We start from the raw sequence: 16,346 nt of genomic DNA, 5'->3' as shown, positions 1-16,346 counted from the left end.
ACGAGAGAAAGAAATTTTTTTATAGAAATTACAATTTTTACATTTTACAATAATGATAGGGAATAGATGAATTCATTCACTTCGGAGGTAGTTATTTGAACATTAATGAGAAGGCAATTGAAATGTTTGAACAAAATAAATATGAGGAAGCAATGGAACTATTTCAACAAGCAGTACATAAATCTAGAGATGTACAATCTCTCAATAATCTGGCTTGGATGTACTTTTATGAGGAAGAGAATGATGAGAAAGCTCTTGAATTAATAAGAGAAGTTGTTAAGTTGAATCCTTCTTCATACTTTCCCTATAACATCTTAGGGGAAATTTATATAAAACAAAAAAAGTGGGAAGAAGCGAAGGAAGTATTACAAAAATCTATTTCGATTCAACCATCGGATGAAGCATATCATAATGTAGCTGTAGCTCATTATAAACTTGGAGAGCTGGAAAAAGCTTCGGAATTTTTTTTACGAGTTGCAGGGGATTCGGACTATATCATGTATAGCTATGTAAAATGTTTAATTGATTTAGAACGAACGACAGAAGCAAAAGAGAAGTTAGATACTTTTAACAGGGAAGCTGATAATTTTTTAGGGGAAATTAATGTAGCAGATTTATATGTTGAGTTGAATTGCTATAAAGAAGCAATTGAATGGTTCGAAAAGGGATACAAAGAATGCTGGAAAAGTCCTAATTGGATTGGTAGATTTGTGTATGCTCTATATAAAACGAATAATTTCTCCCGTATAAATGAAGTTATACGGGAATCTATCGAAGCGAAAACAGCAGAAATAGAAGATGTTCAGAATGAAGAAGTAGAAGAAAACTGGACAGAAAATGATAAGAAAGAGTTAATTGAGGAATATACAGAAGAGAATAATTGTTATAAAACAATGGTAGAACGTATCAAATCTGGATACGTTCCAGGATTAGAGTTTGAAACTGATTATATAGGGGCTTGCTATTTATTTGGTTGTAAAAGACATAATCACCTTGAATATGAAAAATAAAAAGATTCGACTGTCAAAGATGATGGTCGAATCTTTTTATTATAGGTCGCTTGTCTAAAAGTACCTTCTCAATTGTAATGTGTTACAGATGTTTCGTTTCATTACACAGGTATATATCCTCTTTAGAGTCCCCTTGTTTAATATTTAAAATATGAAGAGAAATAAAACCAATAAGTCCTATTCCGCCGAAAATAAGCCATGGTGTAAACATTCTGTTTAAGTTGGATGTAAACGATGTCCCGGTATAGTTACCGATGATAAAACCAAATGCGAGTGATAGTTGATAAAATCCGAAATAAGTAGCTGTATATGATTCATTACTGTAATTCGCAATAGCGATATCAGCGTTTGGTAATACGAGCGTTTCACCAATTGTAAATAAAATTACACAAATAAATAGCCAATATGGTTGTTGAAATAAAGGGATGAGTAAAAAGGAAGATCCCATTAATAAAACACCGTATTTAATAATCGAAAGTGTGTTGTATTTGTGAAATAGTTTGCGAAATAAAACCATGAATATGACGCCTGTTATTGCATTTATCGTAATAACTAATGTAGCAAGCTGATTGCTACTACTAATGTTTTTCATATGAAGTGGAAGTGCGACAGTAAGCTGAGTAAACATAATATAGAAGAAGATCATGATAAATGAAAACAAAAGGAAAGGTTTGTTTTGTAAAATAGCCTGTATTCCTAATGTAATAGATGTATTTTCAGAAGTGACTTGGAATTGATTTTTAAGTAAGTAAAAGATGAAAGCAAATAATAGCATAAGGGATCCTGTTAGAGAGAAAGCATAGATTGGATCGAGTAAGAGTAAGACACCTCCTGCAATTGGTCCGATTATTGCACCGCAATTAAAACTAAGGTTTAAATATGTAAATAAATTTTTTCTTATATGGGCTGGTTGTGAGCCGAAAATGGCGCGGGCAGCAGGTTCGTAAAATGCAGTTCCAAAGCCAATAAGTGCAGAAGAAATAGAAATTGTATAGAAATCAGAGCATATTCCTAAAGCGATAAATCCGATTCCTCTTAAAAATAATCCGACTATCATCATAATGATATAGCCTATTTTATCAGCAATTAATCCTGAGAATAAAGGGATAACTCGTGATGTAATTGTCATAACCGTCAACACTGTTCCTACTTGAACAGCTGAAAAATGGAGAAAGTTTAATAGATAAATAGCTAAAAATGCGTACACTGCAAAATATCCAAAAGACATAAAAAATGAAGAAATAAGCATGAAACGTATCGGTGTTGAGAAACTTTTCACAGAAACCCTCCTAATTATGTAACCAATAAAATAATTTGATGGTTAACGATTTTATACTATAATTATACATAAAGTCAGAAAAAAGTAAATTTTAAGAAGAAGGTGGAAGGAATTGAACCAGAACGCACCAGGTGAATTAGAGTATATTCGAGAATTTTTAAATACATGGAGAATACCAAATGATACGAGAGAAGCAATTGATTTGCTACAAACAGAAGATAATATAAAGCAATTTATGAATAAATATTTTCATGAAGAGTTTCCGTTTCATACGATAGAGGAATTAAGAGATTTTCGAGAAGATATTCGGATGACAATTGAAGGCGAAGGATCATTGCAAAAATGGTTAGAGAAATACCCATTTCATGTACATATAAAGGATGATATGAAAGGTATTACATATGAACCAGTATATGAAGAGAATGTGTATACAAAAGTGTTAAGCATTGTGTTAATGTCAATTCAAGAAAATGTGTGGGGAAGGTTAAAAGCATGTCCAGATTGTCGCTGGGTATTTTATGATCATTCGCGAAATGGAAGTAAAAGATGGTGCGGTATGTATGCTGGAGAAGAAGGAGGAAGAGCATGCGGTACGATTGCGAAAGTGAAAAACTACCGGGCGAAGAGAAAAGGGCGATCTGGTTATGATATGTAATTAATATTAGAGAAAGAAAAATGGATGGGGGAATGTAGAATATGAAAGGTACGCAAATGTTAGCTATAAATAAAAATTGTTGGGATACAGTTGCCCCTTATTTCTTTCAAGTGGATTGTTTACCTAAATATGGTCCGTATACAGCGTCTGAAGATGAGATTCATTTATCCGATTCAATTAGAAAGAAAAAGGTTCTTGATATTGGGTGTGGAAGTGGACATTCGTTGCAGTATATGGCGGAACAGGCGGCAGAGGAATTATGGGGGCTTGATCTTTCGAGTGCACAAATTGAAATAGCGAATAAGACGTTAAAGGGTTGGAATCCAAAGTTAGTATGCGGAGCAATGGAAGAAGAAGGAGATATTCCGAAAGGATATTTTGATATTGTATATTCCAGTTATGCATTAGGTTGGACTTCGGATTTAAGAAAAACGTTGGAACTGATTTATTCATATGTAAAGCCAGGAGGAAGTTTTATTTGAGTTGGGAGCACCCAGTATATTCAAACTTACAGTATGGTACAGAAGAAGTTGCTATAAAGTCTTCTTATCATGAGGAAACGCCCATTACGTTTGAAACATTTAAAGGAGAAAATGTACAAGCGACATTATATAAGAGAAAAATAAGTACATACATAAATGAGTTAAATAGAGCGGGATTTAAAATTGAGAGAATAGAAGAGCCTGAACCATCAAGCTCGTTTGGTGGAGAACTAGCTGAGCCGTCTACGAAGTATTATTCTTTATATAAAGCTAGAATGGTGCCGACTACTTTTATTATTAAAGCTAGAAAGTAAACTGTTTTTATAAAAGAAGCCTATCATTTCAAACAAATGATAGGCTTCTTTATTTTAATAAAATTGAGGTTAAATGTGTACTTTTGTTATAAAAACGCATTTCATATAAAAAGTGTAATTATTTTTGGGGAGGGGGGTTGTTGTGCGTCATCATAGAAATTACAAAAAATTCGGAGTGGCACTGCCTCTTCCGCTTATAGGAGCAACTGGTCCGACAGGTAATAGTGGTCCAATCGGTCCAACTGGAGGGCATGAAGGTCCTGTTGGTCCTACAGGGGTGGCTGGACCGACGGGAGCGATTGGGCCCCAAGGTCCTCAAGGTATCAGCGGGATACAAGGTCCCCGAGGGACAACAGGAGCACAAGGAATACAAGGAGCTATTGGTGATACAGGAGAGCAAGGTATAACTGGCCCAACTGGTCTCCAAGGTGCTCAAGGATTAATCGGAAACCAAGGTTTAATTGGTGATGTTGGAGTACAAGGATTAGAAGGAATACAAGGAGCTACGGGTCCTGCTGGTAGTCAAGGAATACAAGGTACACAAGGAATACAAGGGGAAATAGGTGAGCGAGGACAAACAGGGGCACAAGGAATGCAAGGAGAGAGAGGCGTAACTGGAGTCTCGGGTGTAACTGGTTCACAAGGTCCTCAAGGTGTTCAAGGAATACAAGGAGAGCGAGGGGCTACTGGTATACAAGGAGAAGACGGCTTCCAAGGGATACAAGGAATTACTGGAGAGGAAGGCTCGCAAGGAGCACAAGGAATACAAGGTGAAGTGGGTCCAACTGGTTCTACTGGAATGCAAGGTGCCCAAGGTATAAGTGGAATAAAGGGGATAACAGGTGCGATAGGTTTACAAGGACCACAAGGTGTGCAAGGAATACAAGGTATAACGGGAGCAACAGGCTTTCAAGGGGTAAAGGGAATAAGAGGTATAACAGGAGCGACGGGTAGCATTGGTATTCAAGGCTCAGAAGGACCACCGGGCGGTCCGACGGGAACAACCGGTCCAATTGGCCCTTCTAGTGGGGTGACTGGACCAGCTGGTCCACCTGGTCCACCAGGAGGTCCAACAGGTCCAACGGGTGCGACTGGTTCAACAGGTGTAAGGGGAGGGACAGGACCAATTGGAGCGCAAGGAGTGCAAGGAATTACGGGAATACAAGGAATAACGGGAACGACAGGCAATACAGGCGCAACGGGTCCGCAAGGAATACAAGGTATACAAGGAGTTCAAGGTTTGCAAGGCCCAATTGGAGCAAGTGGAGTGACAGGTGCTAGTGGTAGTATAGGTCCAGTTGGAGCACAAGGTAGTCAGGGACAAAACGGAGCGGTTGGACCTACAGGCGCAACTGGTAGTGTAGGAGCAATAGGCTTCTCGGGAATAGTAGGAGTGACTGGAGCGACTGGTTTACCTAGTGGGGGCGGTTATTTCTTTTCCACTGCAACGAGTGCAATTGCAGCGAATGCGCTAATACCAATCAATTCTGGTTCTACAATTTTTGGATCAGGAATTAGTTTAACAAGTGCAACAACTGTAACGTTGAGTACGCCGGGAATATATTTAGTAAGTTATTATTTTCAAGGGGATCCAACTAGTGGGAATGAAACAATTTCAGTAAGGCTGACGTTAAACGGAACACAAGTCGCAGGGAGTTTTATTTTTTATGTTACAGCAGGTTTTGTATTGGAACCAGCGATTTCTAATACGATGATAATTCAAGTTACTTCTTCAAATTCCACCTTGTCATTACAAAATGGTCCATTAGCTATCGGGCATGTAACGACATTATCTGGTGTGATAACAGCTAGTTTAAATATATTAAAAATAGTTTGATACGTTAGTTATAACGGGGGAGATGCTTGTGAAGAATCAAGATAAGTGTAGTAAGTTTCAAGCACCTATTCCTTTTCCACCGCCAGGTATTACGGGGCCCACTGGACCAACCGGTCCAACCGGTGCTTTAGGTGGACCAACTGGCCCTCAAGGAATACAAGGCGTACAAGGTCCAATCGGTCCAACCGGCCCTCAAGGAATACAAGGAGTGCAAGGGGTACAAGGAGAAAATGGTCCGACCGGCCCAACTGGTTTAACTGGACCACAAGGTTCTCAAGGTAATCAAGGGCCTATGGGAGAACGAGGTCCACAGGGAATACAAGGTGTTCAAGGAATACAAGGCGAAAGAGGTCCGACTGGTCCAACTGGTATTCAAGGGATACAAGGAATTCCTGGTCCAATCGGTCCAACAGGTCCAACAGGAATACAAGGCATACAAGGAATGCAAGGAGAAATCGGTCCAACCGGCCCAACAGGAATACAAGGAATACAAGGAGTGCAAGGGGAAATTGGTCCGACTGGACCAACTGGAAATACTGGTATACAAGGTGTGCAAGGGAATTTAGGAGGTAGTGGTTTACAAGGTGTAACCGGAATACAAGGAATACAGGGTCCGATTGGTCCAACAGGGCCAACTGGTTCTCAAGGAATTCAAGGGGAGCAAGGACCAATGGGTCCACAAGGGATAACTGGTGTTCAAGGTTTACAAGGTCCCCAGGGAGAAATGGGGCAGGTAGGTCCAACAGGAATACAAGGAATACAAGGAGTGCAAGGTGTAATGGGTCCGACTGGTCCAACCGGTTTACAAGGTGATCCAGGTCCAACCGGCCCAACAGGAGCCACCGGGATAACTGGTCCGACAGGTTCTGCAACTGGCCCGACTGGAGCAACTGGTCCAACTGGTCCACCAGGAGGTCCAACTGGTCCAACCGGCCCAGCAGGGTCACCAGGAGGTCCAACCGGTCCGACGGGAGCAACCGGGGCAACCGGGGCGTCCGGAGCAACAGGAGCGACTGGGATTCAAGGAGTGCAAGGAATACAGGGTCCAACAGGAGCAACCGGTTTAACAGGTTTGCAAGGAGTGCAGGGACCAATGGGGGCAACAGGTCCAACGGGTGATCAAGGTATTCAAGGTCCACAAGGGATACAAGGAGTAACCGGCCCGACAGGTCCCCAAGGTCTACAAGGAATCCAAGGCCCAATCGGCCCAACCGGTCCGACTGGGCCACAAGGAGTGCAAGGGGCACAGGGGCCAATCGGTCCAACCGGCCCTCAAGGGATACAAGGCATACAAGGTGAGCAAGGAGTAAGGGGAGCGACAGGTCCAACTGGTTTACAGGGGCTACAAGGAATCCAAGGTCCTCAAGGCCCAACCGGACCTCAAGGAGTGCAAGGCGTACAAGGTCCGAGTGGTATAACAGGTGCAACGGGTCCTCAAGGAATACAAGGTATTCAAGGACCACAAGGAAGTATAGGCCCAACCGGTCCTCAAGGAATACAAGGGGTGCAAGGTCCACAGGGCCCGACTGGTACAACAGGTGCAACTGGCCCACAAGGAATTCAAGGTATACAAGGGATACAAGGTCCAACCGGCCCACAGGGTATTCAAGGGATACAAGGAATCCAAGGTCCGATTGGTCCAACCGGCCCGACTGGACCTCAAGGAATCCAAGGGGTAACCGGCTCGACAGGTCCAACGGGGCAGGTGGGAGCAACAGGTCCAACTGGAGAAACGGGTCCCCAAGGTCCTCAAGGAATTCAAGGACCACAAGGAGAAACGGGTCCAACGGGAGCAACAGGCGAGGCGGGAGTAACCGGTCCCCAAGGTCTACAAGGAATCCAAGGTCTCCAAGGGATAACAGGGCAGGCGGGAGCAACCGGCCCGACGGGAGAAACGGGTCCCCAAGGTCTACAAGGAATTCAAGGTCCCCAAGGGATAACAGGGCAGGCGGGAGCAACCGGCCCGACGGGAGTGACTGGTGCAACTGGACCGACCGGAATACAAGGCATACAAGGAATAACTGGAGCAACAGGGGGAACGGGAGTAACAGGCCCAACAGGTGCCACGGGTCCTACTGGCTTGACAGGGGCAACAGGATCATCTGCTATATCGACAGGTGGCGGATATTTCTTTTCTACATCAACAAGTACAATTGCGGCAAATGCCACTATCCCAATTAATTCTGGATCCACTGTATATGGAACTGGTGTATCGTTAACTAGTGCTACGACAGTCACAGTAGCGACGCCAGGAATATATTTAGTAAGCTACTATTTCCAAGGGGACGCGACTGGTGGGAATGAGACAGTATCTGTGAGATTGCTATTAAATGGAACGCAACTAACAGGGAGTTTTATACAAAACGTAACGACATCAACTGTAGTAATCGAACCAGCCATTTCAAATACACTTCTTGTGAATGTAACGAGTGCTAATTCAACGTTAGTATTACAAAATGGTCCATTAGGTGTAGGGCATGTAACGACCATAGCAGGTGCAATTACGGCAAGTTTAAATGTAGTGAGAATATTATAAGAAAAATAAAAAACACAAGGAATGTCTTTTTAGACACACCTTGTGTTTTTAATGTTAAATGAACCGTTTCTTTATCTTTTCGGTTGAAAAATATGCTGAAAGAAGTATTTGTGATGTAAGTTATCTACAACTTTATTTGCTTGATATGTGCGTTGTTTTTCAATCCGGAGTCTTTGCTCCATCATTTTAATTGCGTGATCAGATAAACGTAACATAATACATTCTCCTTTTCTATAAATATAGGTGACTATTTGATATCGATCCCATATTTATAATTAAGGAGGCAAAATGTGTAACATAGGCAAAAAGCACCTTCCTCTCCCATTACGCTTACGAGGTTAGCTGTCGGACTCGGGAAGTGAGAGTTTCCCTACTTAAAAAAGATTCGCCCCAAGTAGCATAGCTACAAAAATGGTTCCCCCGCTCCAAAATTTGGACTCAGCAAAAGGTTTTATAAAGTAAAAGATAACATAAAGGAGCGAACGAGTCAAATTATTTTGTGTATTCTGTCTTTTTTAATTGCGTAAGAATCATACCGTCAGGAAGTATTGTATCTGATACTGTAATGAATCCGTGTTTTTTATATAAAGTAATAGCAGGGGTATTCGCTTTACCTGTTTGTACAATGTATGTCATTGAAGAGGGAAACATGTTAAATATATAAATTAGGAGTTTCGTTGCGATTCCTTTTTGAAAAAAATCGGGCGATACAACTAACCTGTGGATATCGATTAGTTTTTCTTCTTGTACAAAAGAAATAAAACCGACAAGTTTATTTTCAGAAAAATATCCATAGAATGTTTCAACGCAATTTTGAATATCGTTTACAGTATCATATAAACGAGGTATGGCAGTACTATTCAAGTAGTCTGCTTCAACTTTATAAGCTGGAATTTGAACCTGTAAAATGGAGGTTGCTACTTCAAAAGAAGTGGAATTTAACTTAAGAATCATAGATAATGAAGCCTCCTTTAAATATGGTATATGAATATAATTGCTTTATGGGTTAGTTTGACAATATTTTTCTTTTTTGCATATAATATATGTATCTCCATATGTAAAATAGTAGTAAATATATTTCTATAGTGAAATATGATTAGCAATGATAAATACATATGTTTGTATTGAATCATACAAACTATAATAGAAATGGAGGACTAAAAATGGGATGGATTATCACATTAATAGTTGGTGCTATTATAGGTGCAATTGCTAGTTCTATAACCGGTAAAAATTTCCCAGGTGGTATGTTCGGAAATATTATCGCAGGTCTATTAGGTGCTTCGTTAGGTGGTAGATTATTTGGATCCTTTGGGCCATCATTTGGTGGGATTCATGTCGTGCCGGCATTATTAGGTGCAATCGTGTTAATTCTTATTGTATCATTTGTAGTGAAAGCTGCAAAGAAATAGAGATATAGATTATGATGAAGAGCCCTGAATAAGGGCTTTTCATCATTCGAAGAGGTGGTTTCATTGGAGAAAATAAATATAAGAAAAAGAGATAAGTTAAGAAAGTTTTTTAGAGAACAAAATTATTTGGCGGTATTACTTGGATTTGCGTTATTGTTCATTAATATTTTATTGCTAACAAAAATATCATTTGTTTTTACACCGTTTATCGTATTTTTAAAAACAATTTTCTTCCCAGTACTATTAGCAGGCGTGCTATTTTATATTTTGCATCCATTCGTTTCGCTTTTAGAAAAGAAAGGTGTTTCAAGAATCGTATCGATAGCTTCCATATATTTAATCGTACTAGGATTATTTGTATTTTTAGTTGTAACGGTTATCCCTATTATTAAAGATCAAATTGATGCATTAATTGATAACTTACCGTATTTTGGCCATGAGATTGAACAAGCAGCACGTAGATTCGGGGAAAGTAATTTACTCGGTAAAATTCAGGAGAATTTAAATATTAATGTTGCGAATATGGTAAAAGAATACACAGTTGATTTTACAAAGTCATTATCATCAGTAACTGGGAATGTAACTGGATTTTTGAGTACTGTTACAGAGGTTGTTTTGACATTTGTAATGGTTCCATTTATATTGTTCTATCTTTTAAAAGATGGTGAGCAATTGCCGAATCACTTTTTAAAGTTTATTTCAGAGCAAAGACAACCAGCAGCAATGAGAATACTAGATGATATGCATTATGCGATTAGCTCGTATATTAGAGGACAAATTATCGTGAGCTTGTTTATCGGTATTATGCTATTAATTGGTTATCTTATTATTGGTATTAAATATGCGGTATTACTTGCGATTTTAGCGATGATTGTAAATATCGTTCCGTACGTAGGACCAATTATCGCGATTACACCAGCGTTAATTATCGCATTTATCGACTCGCCAGCAATGGTGTTAAAAGTAATTATCGTTATGATGGTTGTACAATTAGCAGAAGGTAAATTTATTTCTCCGCAAGTCATGGGTAAAAAGTTAGATATTCACCCGATTACTATCATTTTTATCATTTTAACTGCCGGAAACTTATTCGGGATTATGGGCATTATTTTAGCCATTCCAGGATATGCGATATTAAAAGTATTAGTTACGCACGGTTATAGATTTGTTAAGTTGAATACGTGAAAAAAAGCGCTAAAACAGTGGGAACTGTTTTAGCGCTTTTTTATTAACAATTCATTTGCATATTGGCGCGCCCATTGATCCGCTTCTAATATAGCATCTAGTGAAGGATCTTTTACGTTATGATGAGCTTCAACTGTTTTGTAAATTGTTTTTTCAATATCGAAAAAGGCAATTTCATTTTTTAAGAATAGCGCATTCGCAATTTCATTTGCTGCATTTAATACAGCGGGAGTAGTACCACCGATTTTGCCACATTCATATGCGTATTGTAGACAAGGGAACTTCTCTAAATCTGGTTTTTCAAAATGTAAACTACCGATTTCTAATAAATTTAATTTTTCATAGGAAGAAGGTAGCCGAGTAGGATAGTGAAACGCATATTGAATCGGCATTCTCATATCAGGAGCACCGAGCTGTGCCATAACTGATCCATCAATAAATTCTACTAAAGAATGAATGATACTTTCTTTATGAATCATTACATTAATTTTTTCATATGGAATATCAAATAGCCATCTCGCTTCCATTACTTCGAACCCTTTATTCATTAATGTGGCAGAATCAATCGTTAGTTTTGCGCCCATTAACCAGTTTGGGTGCTTTAAAGCATCTTTTGCTTGTAATGTTTGCATTTCATCACGTGTTTTATCACGGAAAGCACCACCGGAAGCTGTTACAATTAACTTCTCAATCTCTTTATTATTTTCTCCGTTTAAACATTGGAAAATAGCTGAATGCTCACTATCTACTGGAATTAAGCGACATCCGTTTTTTTTCGCTAGTTCAGTTACGATATGTCCAGCTGCAACCAAAGTTTCTTTATTAGCAATAGCGATATCTTTCTTCGCTTTTAATGCTTCAATTGTTGGAAGTAATCCTGAAACACCTACAACAGAGCTTAATACAAGATTTGAATCAGGGTGAGTAGCTACTGCAATTAAGCTATCAGTCCCGTGTGTGATTTTTGTATTTGCTGAAATACGCGTACGAAGCTTGTCTGCTAAGTCTTTTGTCGCAACGCTTACAATACGAGGTTGAAACGTTTTGATTTGTTGCTCAAGAAGATCGATATTATAATTTGTGGTTAAACCGACGATTTTAAAATGTTCAGGATGAGCTGAAACGACATCTAATGCAGATGTGCCGATGGATCCTGTTGAACCTAAAATTGATATATATTTTACCATGAAAAAACCTCCAAAGTTGTTTCGAATATTTCAACAAACCTATATAACATTAGACAATTGAAGTGGAAATTCCTGCTATATAAAATAGAAAATTAGGGTTTGTTTGGAAGTGAAATGTGATAAACTGTAAAAAATAACGAAAAAGCAATGAAAGAGAAGAGTACATATTCGAAACTTTTCAGAGAGCTGATATGTGGTGGAAATCAGTAAGGGATGAATATGGAATGGACTCTGGAGCTTCTAACTGAAATGAGTAGGTAAAGACGGTTACTTCACGTTATTGAAGTATGAAGTGAGCTAATGATAGCTAATTAAGGTGGTACCGCGGGAGTCTCTCGTCCTTTTTTAAGGATGAGGGGCTCTTTTTATTTTGCGAAAGGAGGAGTTAGTGTGAGTGAAAAAATAATGTTAACAGGAATTAAGCCGACAGGTTATCCGCATTTAGGGAATTATATTGGTGCGATTAAACCTGCATTACAAATGTCAAAGAATAATGAAGGAAAAGCATTGTACTTTATAGCTGATTATCATGCATTAAATGCTGTGCATGATTCAGAAAAGTTCAGCAGTTATACGAAAGAGGTAGCAGCTACTTGGTTATCACTTGGACTTGGTGAAGATGTTGTTTTTTATCGGCAAACAGAAGTACCGGAAATTCTAGAATTAGCTTGGATTTTAGCTTGCCTAACTCCGAAAGGTCTTATGAACCGTGCTCATGCGTATAAAGCGAAGGTGGAGCAAAATAAAGAAGCAGGGTTAGAGGTCGATGCAGGAGTGAATATGGGGGTATATACGTACCCGATCTTAATGGCAGCCGACATATTACTATTTCAAGCTACACATGTACCTGTCGGAAAAGACCAAATTCAGCATATTGAAATTGCGCGTGATATTGCGACGTATTTTAATCATACATTTGGCACGACATTTACACTACCGGAGTATGTAGTGCAAGAAGAAGGAGCTATTTTACCTGGTCTTGATGGAAGGAAGATGAGTAAAAGTTACGGAAATGTAATCCCATTATTTGCAGAGCAAGAAAAACTACGAAAATTAATATTTAAAATCAAAACAGATTCTTCACTTCCAAATGAACCGAAAGAACTAGAAACCTTATTTACAATTTATAAAGAATTTGCGACAGAAGACGAAGTACAGTCATTACGTGAAAAATATGAGACTGGAATCGGATGGGGCGATGTGAAAAAAGCGTTGTTTCGCGTTGTAGATCGAGAGTTAGCTGGACCTCGTGAAAAGTACGCAATGTATATGAATGAGCCGGATTTATTATATGAAGCATTAGAAAACGGTGCTGAGAAGGCACGCGCTATTGCGAAGATAAATTTAGCAGAAATTAAAAAACGGATTGGATTTGAGAGGGAACGTTAAGCGTTCCCTTATTTTTTTAGATAATCTGTAATAATCTTCTCGATAACAGGAGGAAGATTATTAGGTAATTCATCAAGTGAAAAGAAGCGTAGTTCTTTTGATTCACTTTGATCGCATACAAGTTCACCATAAAATTCTCGGCAAATATAAACAACGAGTACACCGTGTACTTGATCGCCGTTTGGATAGATTTGAAAGTAATCTGGTCCAGAGTATGTACGGAATAGTTCTGGATTTTTAATAATAAGTCCAGTTTCTTCAAACACTTCTCGCTTTAAAGCGTCTTCTAATGTTTCGTTATATTCTAAGGCACCGCCAATAATGCCCCAGCGGTTAAAATCTGTACGGAGTTGCAGCAATACTTCACCTTTTTCATTTACTATAATGGCGTGTGATCCTATTAGAATAAGTGGATGATTTCCTACTAGATTTCTCATATCTTCAATATAACCCATGTCATTGCTCCTTGTATTTAATAATAGTTAGGAAGTTCTTTTAACATTCTTTCTGTTTTACGTGCTGTAAAGGCTAAGTTATGGTCATCTTTCGTTCTGAAAAATAATGTGCGTAAAAAGGTTTTAATATTAGCACATAAAATACAATACTCATTAAGCGAAAGGCGTTTTCTAATTTGAGGAAGCCTTTTTATTTTTTTATGAATAATAGAAATTAAATCGTTCTGAGGAAAATCATGATACAGCATTGCTAGTAATGGAGTAACGATGCGCTCATCTTCGTTATTATGAAAAAGATCAGATGGAATAAAGATTTTATTTAATAAACAATGAATTAACTCCTCGTACCATTCAAAAGTTGTATACGTATTATGAACAATTTCAGTAAAGGCATCAGATACGTGAGCAAGACAATGAGCCCATCCTTTATTTTCAATATAGCCCCGAAAATCCGTTTCTAAGTTTGTGTATGTAATGAGTTTATTTTTTATTTCTTCAATATCCTCCTCTGTACAAAAGTAGTGCGAATTAGCGAATTGGAGTATTAACGCAATTAACGAAACAGTGTAAGAACGTGTGAAAACCCCATCTGTATGTGGGGAGTAAATGTCACAATATAAATACTCATCACTTAAACAAGTTTGCAGAAGTAATTTCAGCTGATCGTCCATAAGGAATTCATGATGAATGAAATGCGCAAAACATTTATATATAAGTTGGTAACGAACGTAGCTATCAGTCGTTCCGATATACTGAAGCATGTTCAAAGTTAACTCATTTACGTCTATATGTTGCAGTTGCGTATAGTCATTTTGTTGTATAAGCTCTAACTGTTGTTGCAATGCTGTAATATCCAATGGAGAACCTCCTCCGCACTTTAAAGATGCGATCTTTTCTAGTATTCTATATATTCAAGGACAATCCTGCTCATGCAAGGAGAACGATTAGAAATTCGAGTATGATATAGATGAGGGAAGAATATGACGACGATAGAACAGTTAGAAAAACATTTTAAAATAAGAAGAAGTGCTTCTTCTATTATGATAAAAGAAAATAATGCAGAGGTTTTTACAGAAGAGCAATTAGAAGAGATGGTGCAATATTACGTTGCTGAAGCTGAAAAAGATGGATTAGAAAAACTACATTTTGAAATCTCTTCAAAAAGTCCAAATTATGATGTGTATAAAAAATGTTTTGAAACGTATTCATTTGAATATGTTACTGAAAACATGATTGTATTTAAAGATATATACGAAGTAGAAGATGTAGAAAGTGAAATTGATTTTAAGCTTATTGAAGAAGTTGGAGAAGAGGCTTTTTATTCACTGTGGAATGAAGCGACGGGAGAACCAGTCGCTCATGATCAATTTGTGCACATGATGCTACAAGAAATTGGTGAGCAATGGAAAGAACATTGCTTAACAGCGAGTGTCGATGAAAAGCCGATAGGAATTGTAATCCCGCATATTGAAAGAGGTACGTTAGAAGAAGGAAAACTTATGTACTTCGCAGTTACTCCAAATGTGCGTAATAAGGGATATGAAGCCGCATTATTTGCAGGTGCGATGTTTGTCTTAAAGGAAATAGGTGCATCTTATTATATTGGTGAGACAAATATGCAAAATGAGTGGATGAAGGATGTTTTTGAAAAGAATGGATGTCAGTTGTTTAGTTCAACTGAGAGATATGTAAGAAAGTTTTAGGAGGATGAATGATGTATACTCTCGAACTCGTATAGCGGGAGGGGACTATATATGTTAAAGCAATCCATGCATTCATTCGTGTTATTGTATCCAAATGTATTGTTAGAAGGCTGGAATGTTGAAAAAGTTTCAGAACGTTATGAAGGTGAAAAGTGGGGAACTTTTTGGTTTCAGGTTGTTACTCCAACTGGGATGTTTCGAGTAAAGGAATTTTTTCTCGATATAATGGAACCAGTATTTCCGGATAGCTGTATTTCTCAAGCAAAAGGAGATTGTTTTCAATATAAAGGGCTTGTGTATTGGAAAGGTATAAATTATAAAGGAAAAGAAAGTTACGTTACATCTATATGGAAAACACAAGTTGAAATTTCTGTTGATCATGGATATGTAAACCAAGACGAAATGGAACGATTTCTATTTGAATTACAACCAGTAAATATGGAGCTTGGGAAAACGATATTACATACATCATTTCACTTATTAAGCTTTCAAGCGAAGAGAAGTGAAATGGGTGAGATAGGAAGATGTAGAGAGTGGAATGCTCCAGATGACGTATCCTATGTAAATTTGTTAATTCATGAAAAACTAAATTGGAAACTTGAATCGGTCGGTTTCGGAAATGACGAAACGCAGTATGTATACTGGGACGAAGTTAATAAACTATATGCACTTTGGGTTTGTAGACATAAAAACAAAGCGTATTATCCTATTTCTTCATGGACAATGAACTATGGCCCAAAACAAATTATAAACGGGTTAGAGTTTTATTCGCACCCTAATCGCGGAACAGTTGTATACGAAGATTTAGGTAATGAACAAATCGCATACGTATTTCGCGGTAATCCATGTACAAATTTTGAACAAGTAAAAGAACTTTTCGCCTGTTTGTAAGATAAAAAGAA

15 protein-coding genes, 1 pseudogene, 1 riboswitch and 1 other annotated feature are annotated in these 16,346 nt (G+C 38.2%); of the genes and pseudogenes, 10 read left to right on the top strand and 6 right to left on the bottom strand.

The genetic code is table 11. The annotated features are described in order from the left end of the window. The first annotated feature begins 95 nt into the window (after window positions 1-95). Window positions 96-1,010, top strand: coding sequence for a tetratricopeptide repeat protein (locus ACTFO4_RS14055; RefSeq protein WP_061457495.1), 915 nt, complete (start codon window positions 96-98; stop codon window positions 1,008-1,010). An 82-nt stretch (window positions 1,011-1,092) separates the two neighbouring features. Here ACTFO4_RS14055 and ACTFO4_RS14050 read toward each other — a convergent pair whose 3' ends face one another. Next, window positions 1,093-2,289: an MDR family MFS transporter gene (locus ACTFO4_RS14050; RefSeq protein ID WP_410988155.1), complete on the bottom strand. Its 1,197-nt coding sequence runs from the start codon at window positions 2,287-2,289 to the stop codon at window positions 1,093-1,095. Window positions 2,290-2,401: 112 nt separating this feature from the next. Here ACTFO4_RS14050 and ACTFO4_RS14045 point away from each other — a divergent pair, with 112 nt between their 5' ends. The 4 genes and pseudogenes from ACTFO4_RS14045 to ACTFO4_RS14030 all read left to right on the top strand — a co-directional run bounded on the left by ACTFO4_RS14045 (window position 2,402) and on the right by ACTFO4_RS14030 (window position 8,113). Continuing rightward, window positions 2,402-2,944 carry a CGNR zinc finger domain-containing protein gene (locus tag ACTFO4_RS14045; protein WP_017673878.1) on the top strand — a complete coding sequence of 181 codons (543 nt, stop codon included), beginning with the start codon at window positions 2,402-2,404 and terminating at the stop codon, window positions 2,942-2,944. Window positions 2,945-2,985: 41 nt separating this feature from the next. Then, window positions 2,986-3,740: pseudogene (locus ACTFO4_RS14040) on the top strand (class I SAM-dependent methyltransferase). A gap of 142 nt (window positions 3,741-3,882) precedes the next feature. Further along, the gene (locus tag ACTFO4_RS14035) at window positions 3,883-5,577 is read left to right on the top strand and encodes a collagen-like protein (RefSeq protein WP_440014360.1); all 1,695 of its coding nucleotides are present in this window, start codon (window positions 3,883-3,885) and stop codon (window positions 5,575-5,577) included. A 22-nt stretch (window positions 5,578-5,599) separates the two neighbouring features. Beyond that, window positions 5,600-8,113, top strand: a complete 2,514-nt coding sequence (locus tag ACTFO4_RS14030) for a BC_3345 family exosporium-associated protein (RefSeq protein WP_440014359.1) — start codon at window positions 5,600-5,602, stop codon at window positions 8,111-8,113. 71 nt (window positions 8,114-8,184) lie between these two features. On the opposite strand, the gene ACTFO4_RS14025 is transcribed toward ACTFO4_RS14030, so the two are convergent. Together ACTFO4_RS14025 and ACTFO4_RS14020 are read right to left on the bottom strand one after the other, a co-directional pair. Further along, window positions 8,185-8,328, bottom strand: a complete 144-nt coding sequence (locus ACTFO4_RS14025) for a hypothetical protein (RefSeq protein WP_000945243.1) — start codon at window positions 8,326-8,328, stop codon at window positions 8,185-8,187. Between the two features lie 96 nt (window positions 8,329-8,424). Next, window positions 8,425-8,567, bottom strand: a riboswitch (cyclic di-AMP (ydaO/yuaA leader). A 38-nt stretch (window positions 8,568-8,605) separates the two neighbouring features. After that, window positions 8,606-9,067, bottom strand: coding sequence for a GNAT family N-acetyltransferase (locus tag ACTFO4_RS14020; RefSeq protein ID WP_000601229.1), 462 nt, complete (start codon window positions 9,065-9,067; stop codon window positions 8,606-8,608). 209 nt (window positions 9,068-9,276) lie between these two features. Between ACTFO4_RS14020 and ACTFO4_RS14015 the strand changes: the two genes are divergently transcribed. Together ACTFO4_RS14015 and ACTFO4_RS14010 are read left to right on the top strand one after the other, a co-directional pair. Further along, window positions 9,277-9,525 carry a GlsB/YeaQ/YmgE family stress response membrane protein gene (locus ACTFO4_RS14015; RefSeq protein WP_000539732.1) on the top strand — a complete coding sequence of 83 codons (249 nt, stop codon included), beginning with the start codon at window positions 9,277-9,279 and terminating at the stop codon, window positions 9,523-9,525. Window positions 9,526-9,588: 63 nt separating this feature from the next. Beyond that, window positions 9,589-10,710, top strand: a complete 1,122-nt coding sequence (locus tag ACTFO4_RS14010; RefSeq protein WP_000411484.1) for an AI-2E family transporter — start codon at window positions 9,589-9,591, stop codon at window positions 10,708-10,710. Window positions 10,711-10,739: 29 nt separating this feature from the next. Here the strand turns inward: ACTFO4_RS14010 and ACTFO4_RS14005 are convergent, their stop codons facing one another. Then, window positions 10,740-11,897, bottom strand: coding sequence for a 1-deoxy-D-xylulose-5-phosphate reductoisomerase (locus ACTFO4_RS14005; RefSeq protein WP_440014358.1), 1,158 nt, complete (start codon window positions 11,895-11,897; stop codon window positions 10,740-10,742). Window positions 11,898-12,035: 138 nt separating this feature from the next. Continuing rightward, window positions 12,036-12,243: a binding site (T-box leader), on the top strand. A gap of 44 nt (window positions 12,244-12,287) precedes the next feature. On the opposite strand from ACTFO4_RS14005, the gene ACTFO4_RS14000 reads away from it, so the two are divergent. Then, window positions 12,288-13,286, top strand: coding sequence for a tryptophan--tRNA ligase (locus ACTFO4_RS14000; protein ID WP_440014357.1), 999 nt, complete (start codon window positions 12,288-12,290; stop codon window positions 13,284-13,286). An 8-nt stretch (window positions 13,287-13,294) separates the two neighbouring features. Here ACTFO4_RS14000 and ACTFO4_RS13995 read toward each other — a convergent pair whose 3' ends face one another. Beyond that, window positions 13,295-13,741, bottom strand: coding sequence for an NUDIX hydrolase (locus ACTFO4_RS13995; RefSeq protein WP_017673882.1), 447 nt, complete (start codon window positions 13,739-13,741; stop codon window positions 13,295-13,297). 17 nt (window positions 13,742-13,758) lie between these two features. Beyond that, window positions 13,759-14,598: a DUF2785 domain-containing protein gene (locus ACTFO4_RS13990; RefSeq protein WP_000355451.1), complete on the bottom strand. Its 840-nt coding sequence runs from the start codon at window positions 14,596-14,598 to the stop codon at window positions 13,759-13,761. A 123-nt stretch (window positions 14,599-14,721) separates the two neighbouring features. On the opposite strand from ACTFO4_RS13990, the gene ACTFO4_RS13985 reads away from it, so the two are divergent. Then, window positions 14,722-15,444 carry a GNAT family N-acetyltransferase gene (locus ACTFO4_RS13985; RefSeq protein WP_000207418.1) on the top strand — a complete coding sequence of 241 codons (723 nt, stop codon included), beginning with the start codon at window positions 14,722-14,724 and terminating at the stop codon, window positions 15,442-15,444. 51 nt (window positions 15,445-15,495) lie between these two features. After that, the gene (locus ACTFO4_RS13980; protein WP_011110255.1) at window positions 15,496-16,335 is read left to right on the top strand and encodes a hypothetical protein; all 840 of its coding nucleotides are present in this window, start codon (window positions 15,496-15,498) and stop codon (window positions 16,333-16,335) included. Window positions 16,336-16,346: the final 11 nt, after the last annotated feature.

Source organism: Bacillus cereus group sp. MYBKT14-1 (genome assembly GCF_051915185.1).
Lineage (GTDB): Bacteria > Bacillota > Bacilli > Bacillales > Bacillaceae_G > Bacillus_A > Bacillus_A cereus.
Note: the sequence above shows the minus strand (reverse complement) of the source record. Positions and strands in the feature narration are given on the sequence as shown.

Excerpts from the sequence above, each read along its gene's own strand:
- ACTFO4_RS14030 (WP_440014359.1), top strand. The coding sequence starts at position 5,600 with ATGCTTGTGAAGAATCAAGATAAGTGTAGTAAGTTTCAAGCACCTATT.
- ACTFO4_RS14025 (WP_000945243.1), bottom strand. The coding sequence starts at position 8,328 with ATGTTACGTTTATCTGATCACGCAATTAAAATGATGGAGCAAAGACTC.
- ACTFO4_RS14020 (WP_000601229.1), bottom strand. The coding sequence starts at position 9,067 with ATGATTCTTAAGTTAAATTCCACTTCTTTTGAAGTAGCAACCTCCATT.
- ACTFO4_RS14015 (WP_000539732.1), top strand. The coding sequence starts at position 9,277 with ATGGGATGGATTATCACATTAATAGTTGGTGCTATTATAGGTGCAATT.
- ACTFO4_RS14005 (WP_440014358.1), bottom strand. The coding sequence starts at position 11,897 with ATGGTAAAATATATATCAATTTTAGGTTCAACAGGATCCATCGGCACA.
- ACTFO4_RS13995 (WP_017673882.1), bottom strand. The coding sequence starts at position 13,741 with ATGGGTTATATTGAAGATATGAGAAATCTAGTAGGAAATCATCCACTT.
- ACTFO4_RS13985 (WP_000207418.1), top strand. The coding sequence starts at position 14,722 with ATGACGACGATAGAACAGTTAGAAAAACATTTTAAAATAAGAAGAAGT.
- ACTFO4_RS13980 (WP_011110255.1), top strand. The coding sequence starts at position 15,496 with ATGTTAAAGCAATCCATGCATTCATTCGTGTTATTGTATCCAAATGTA.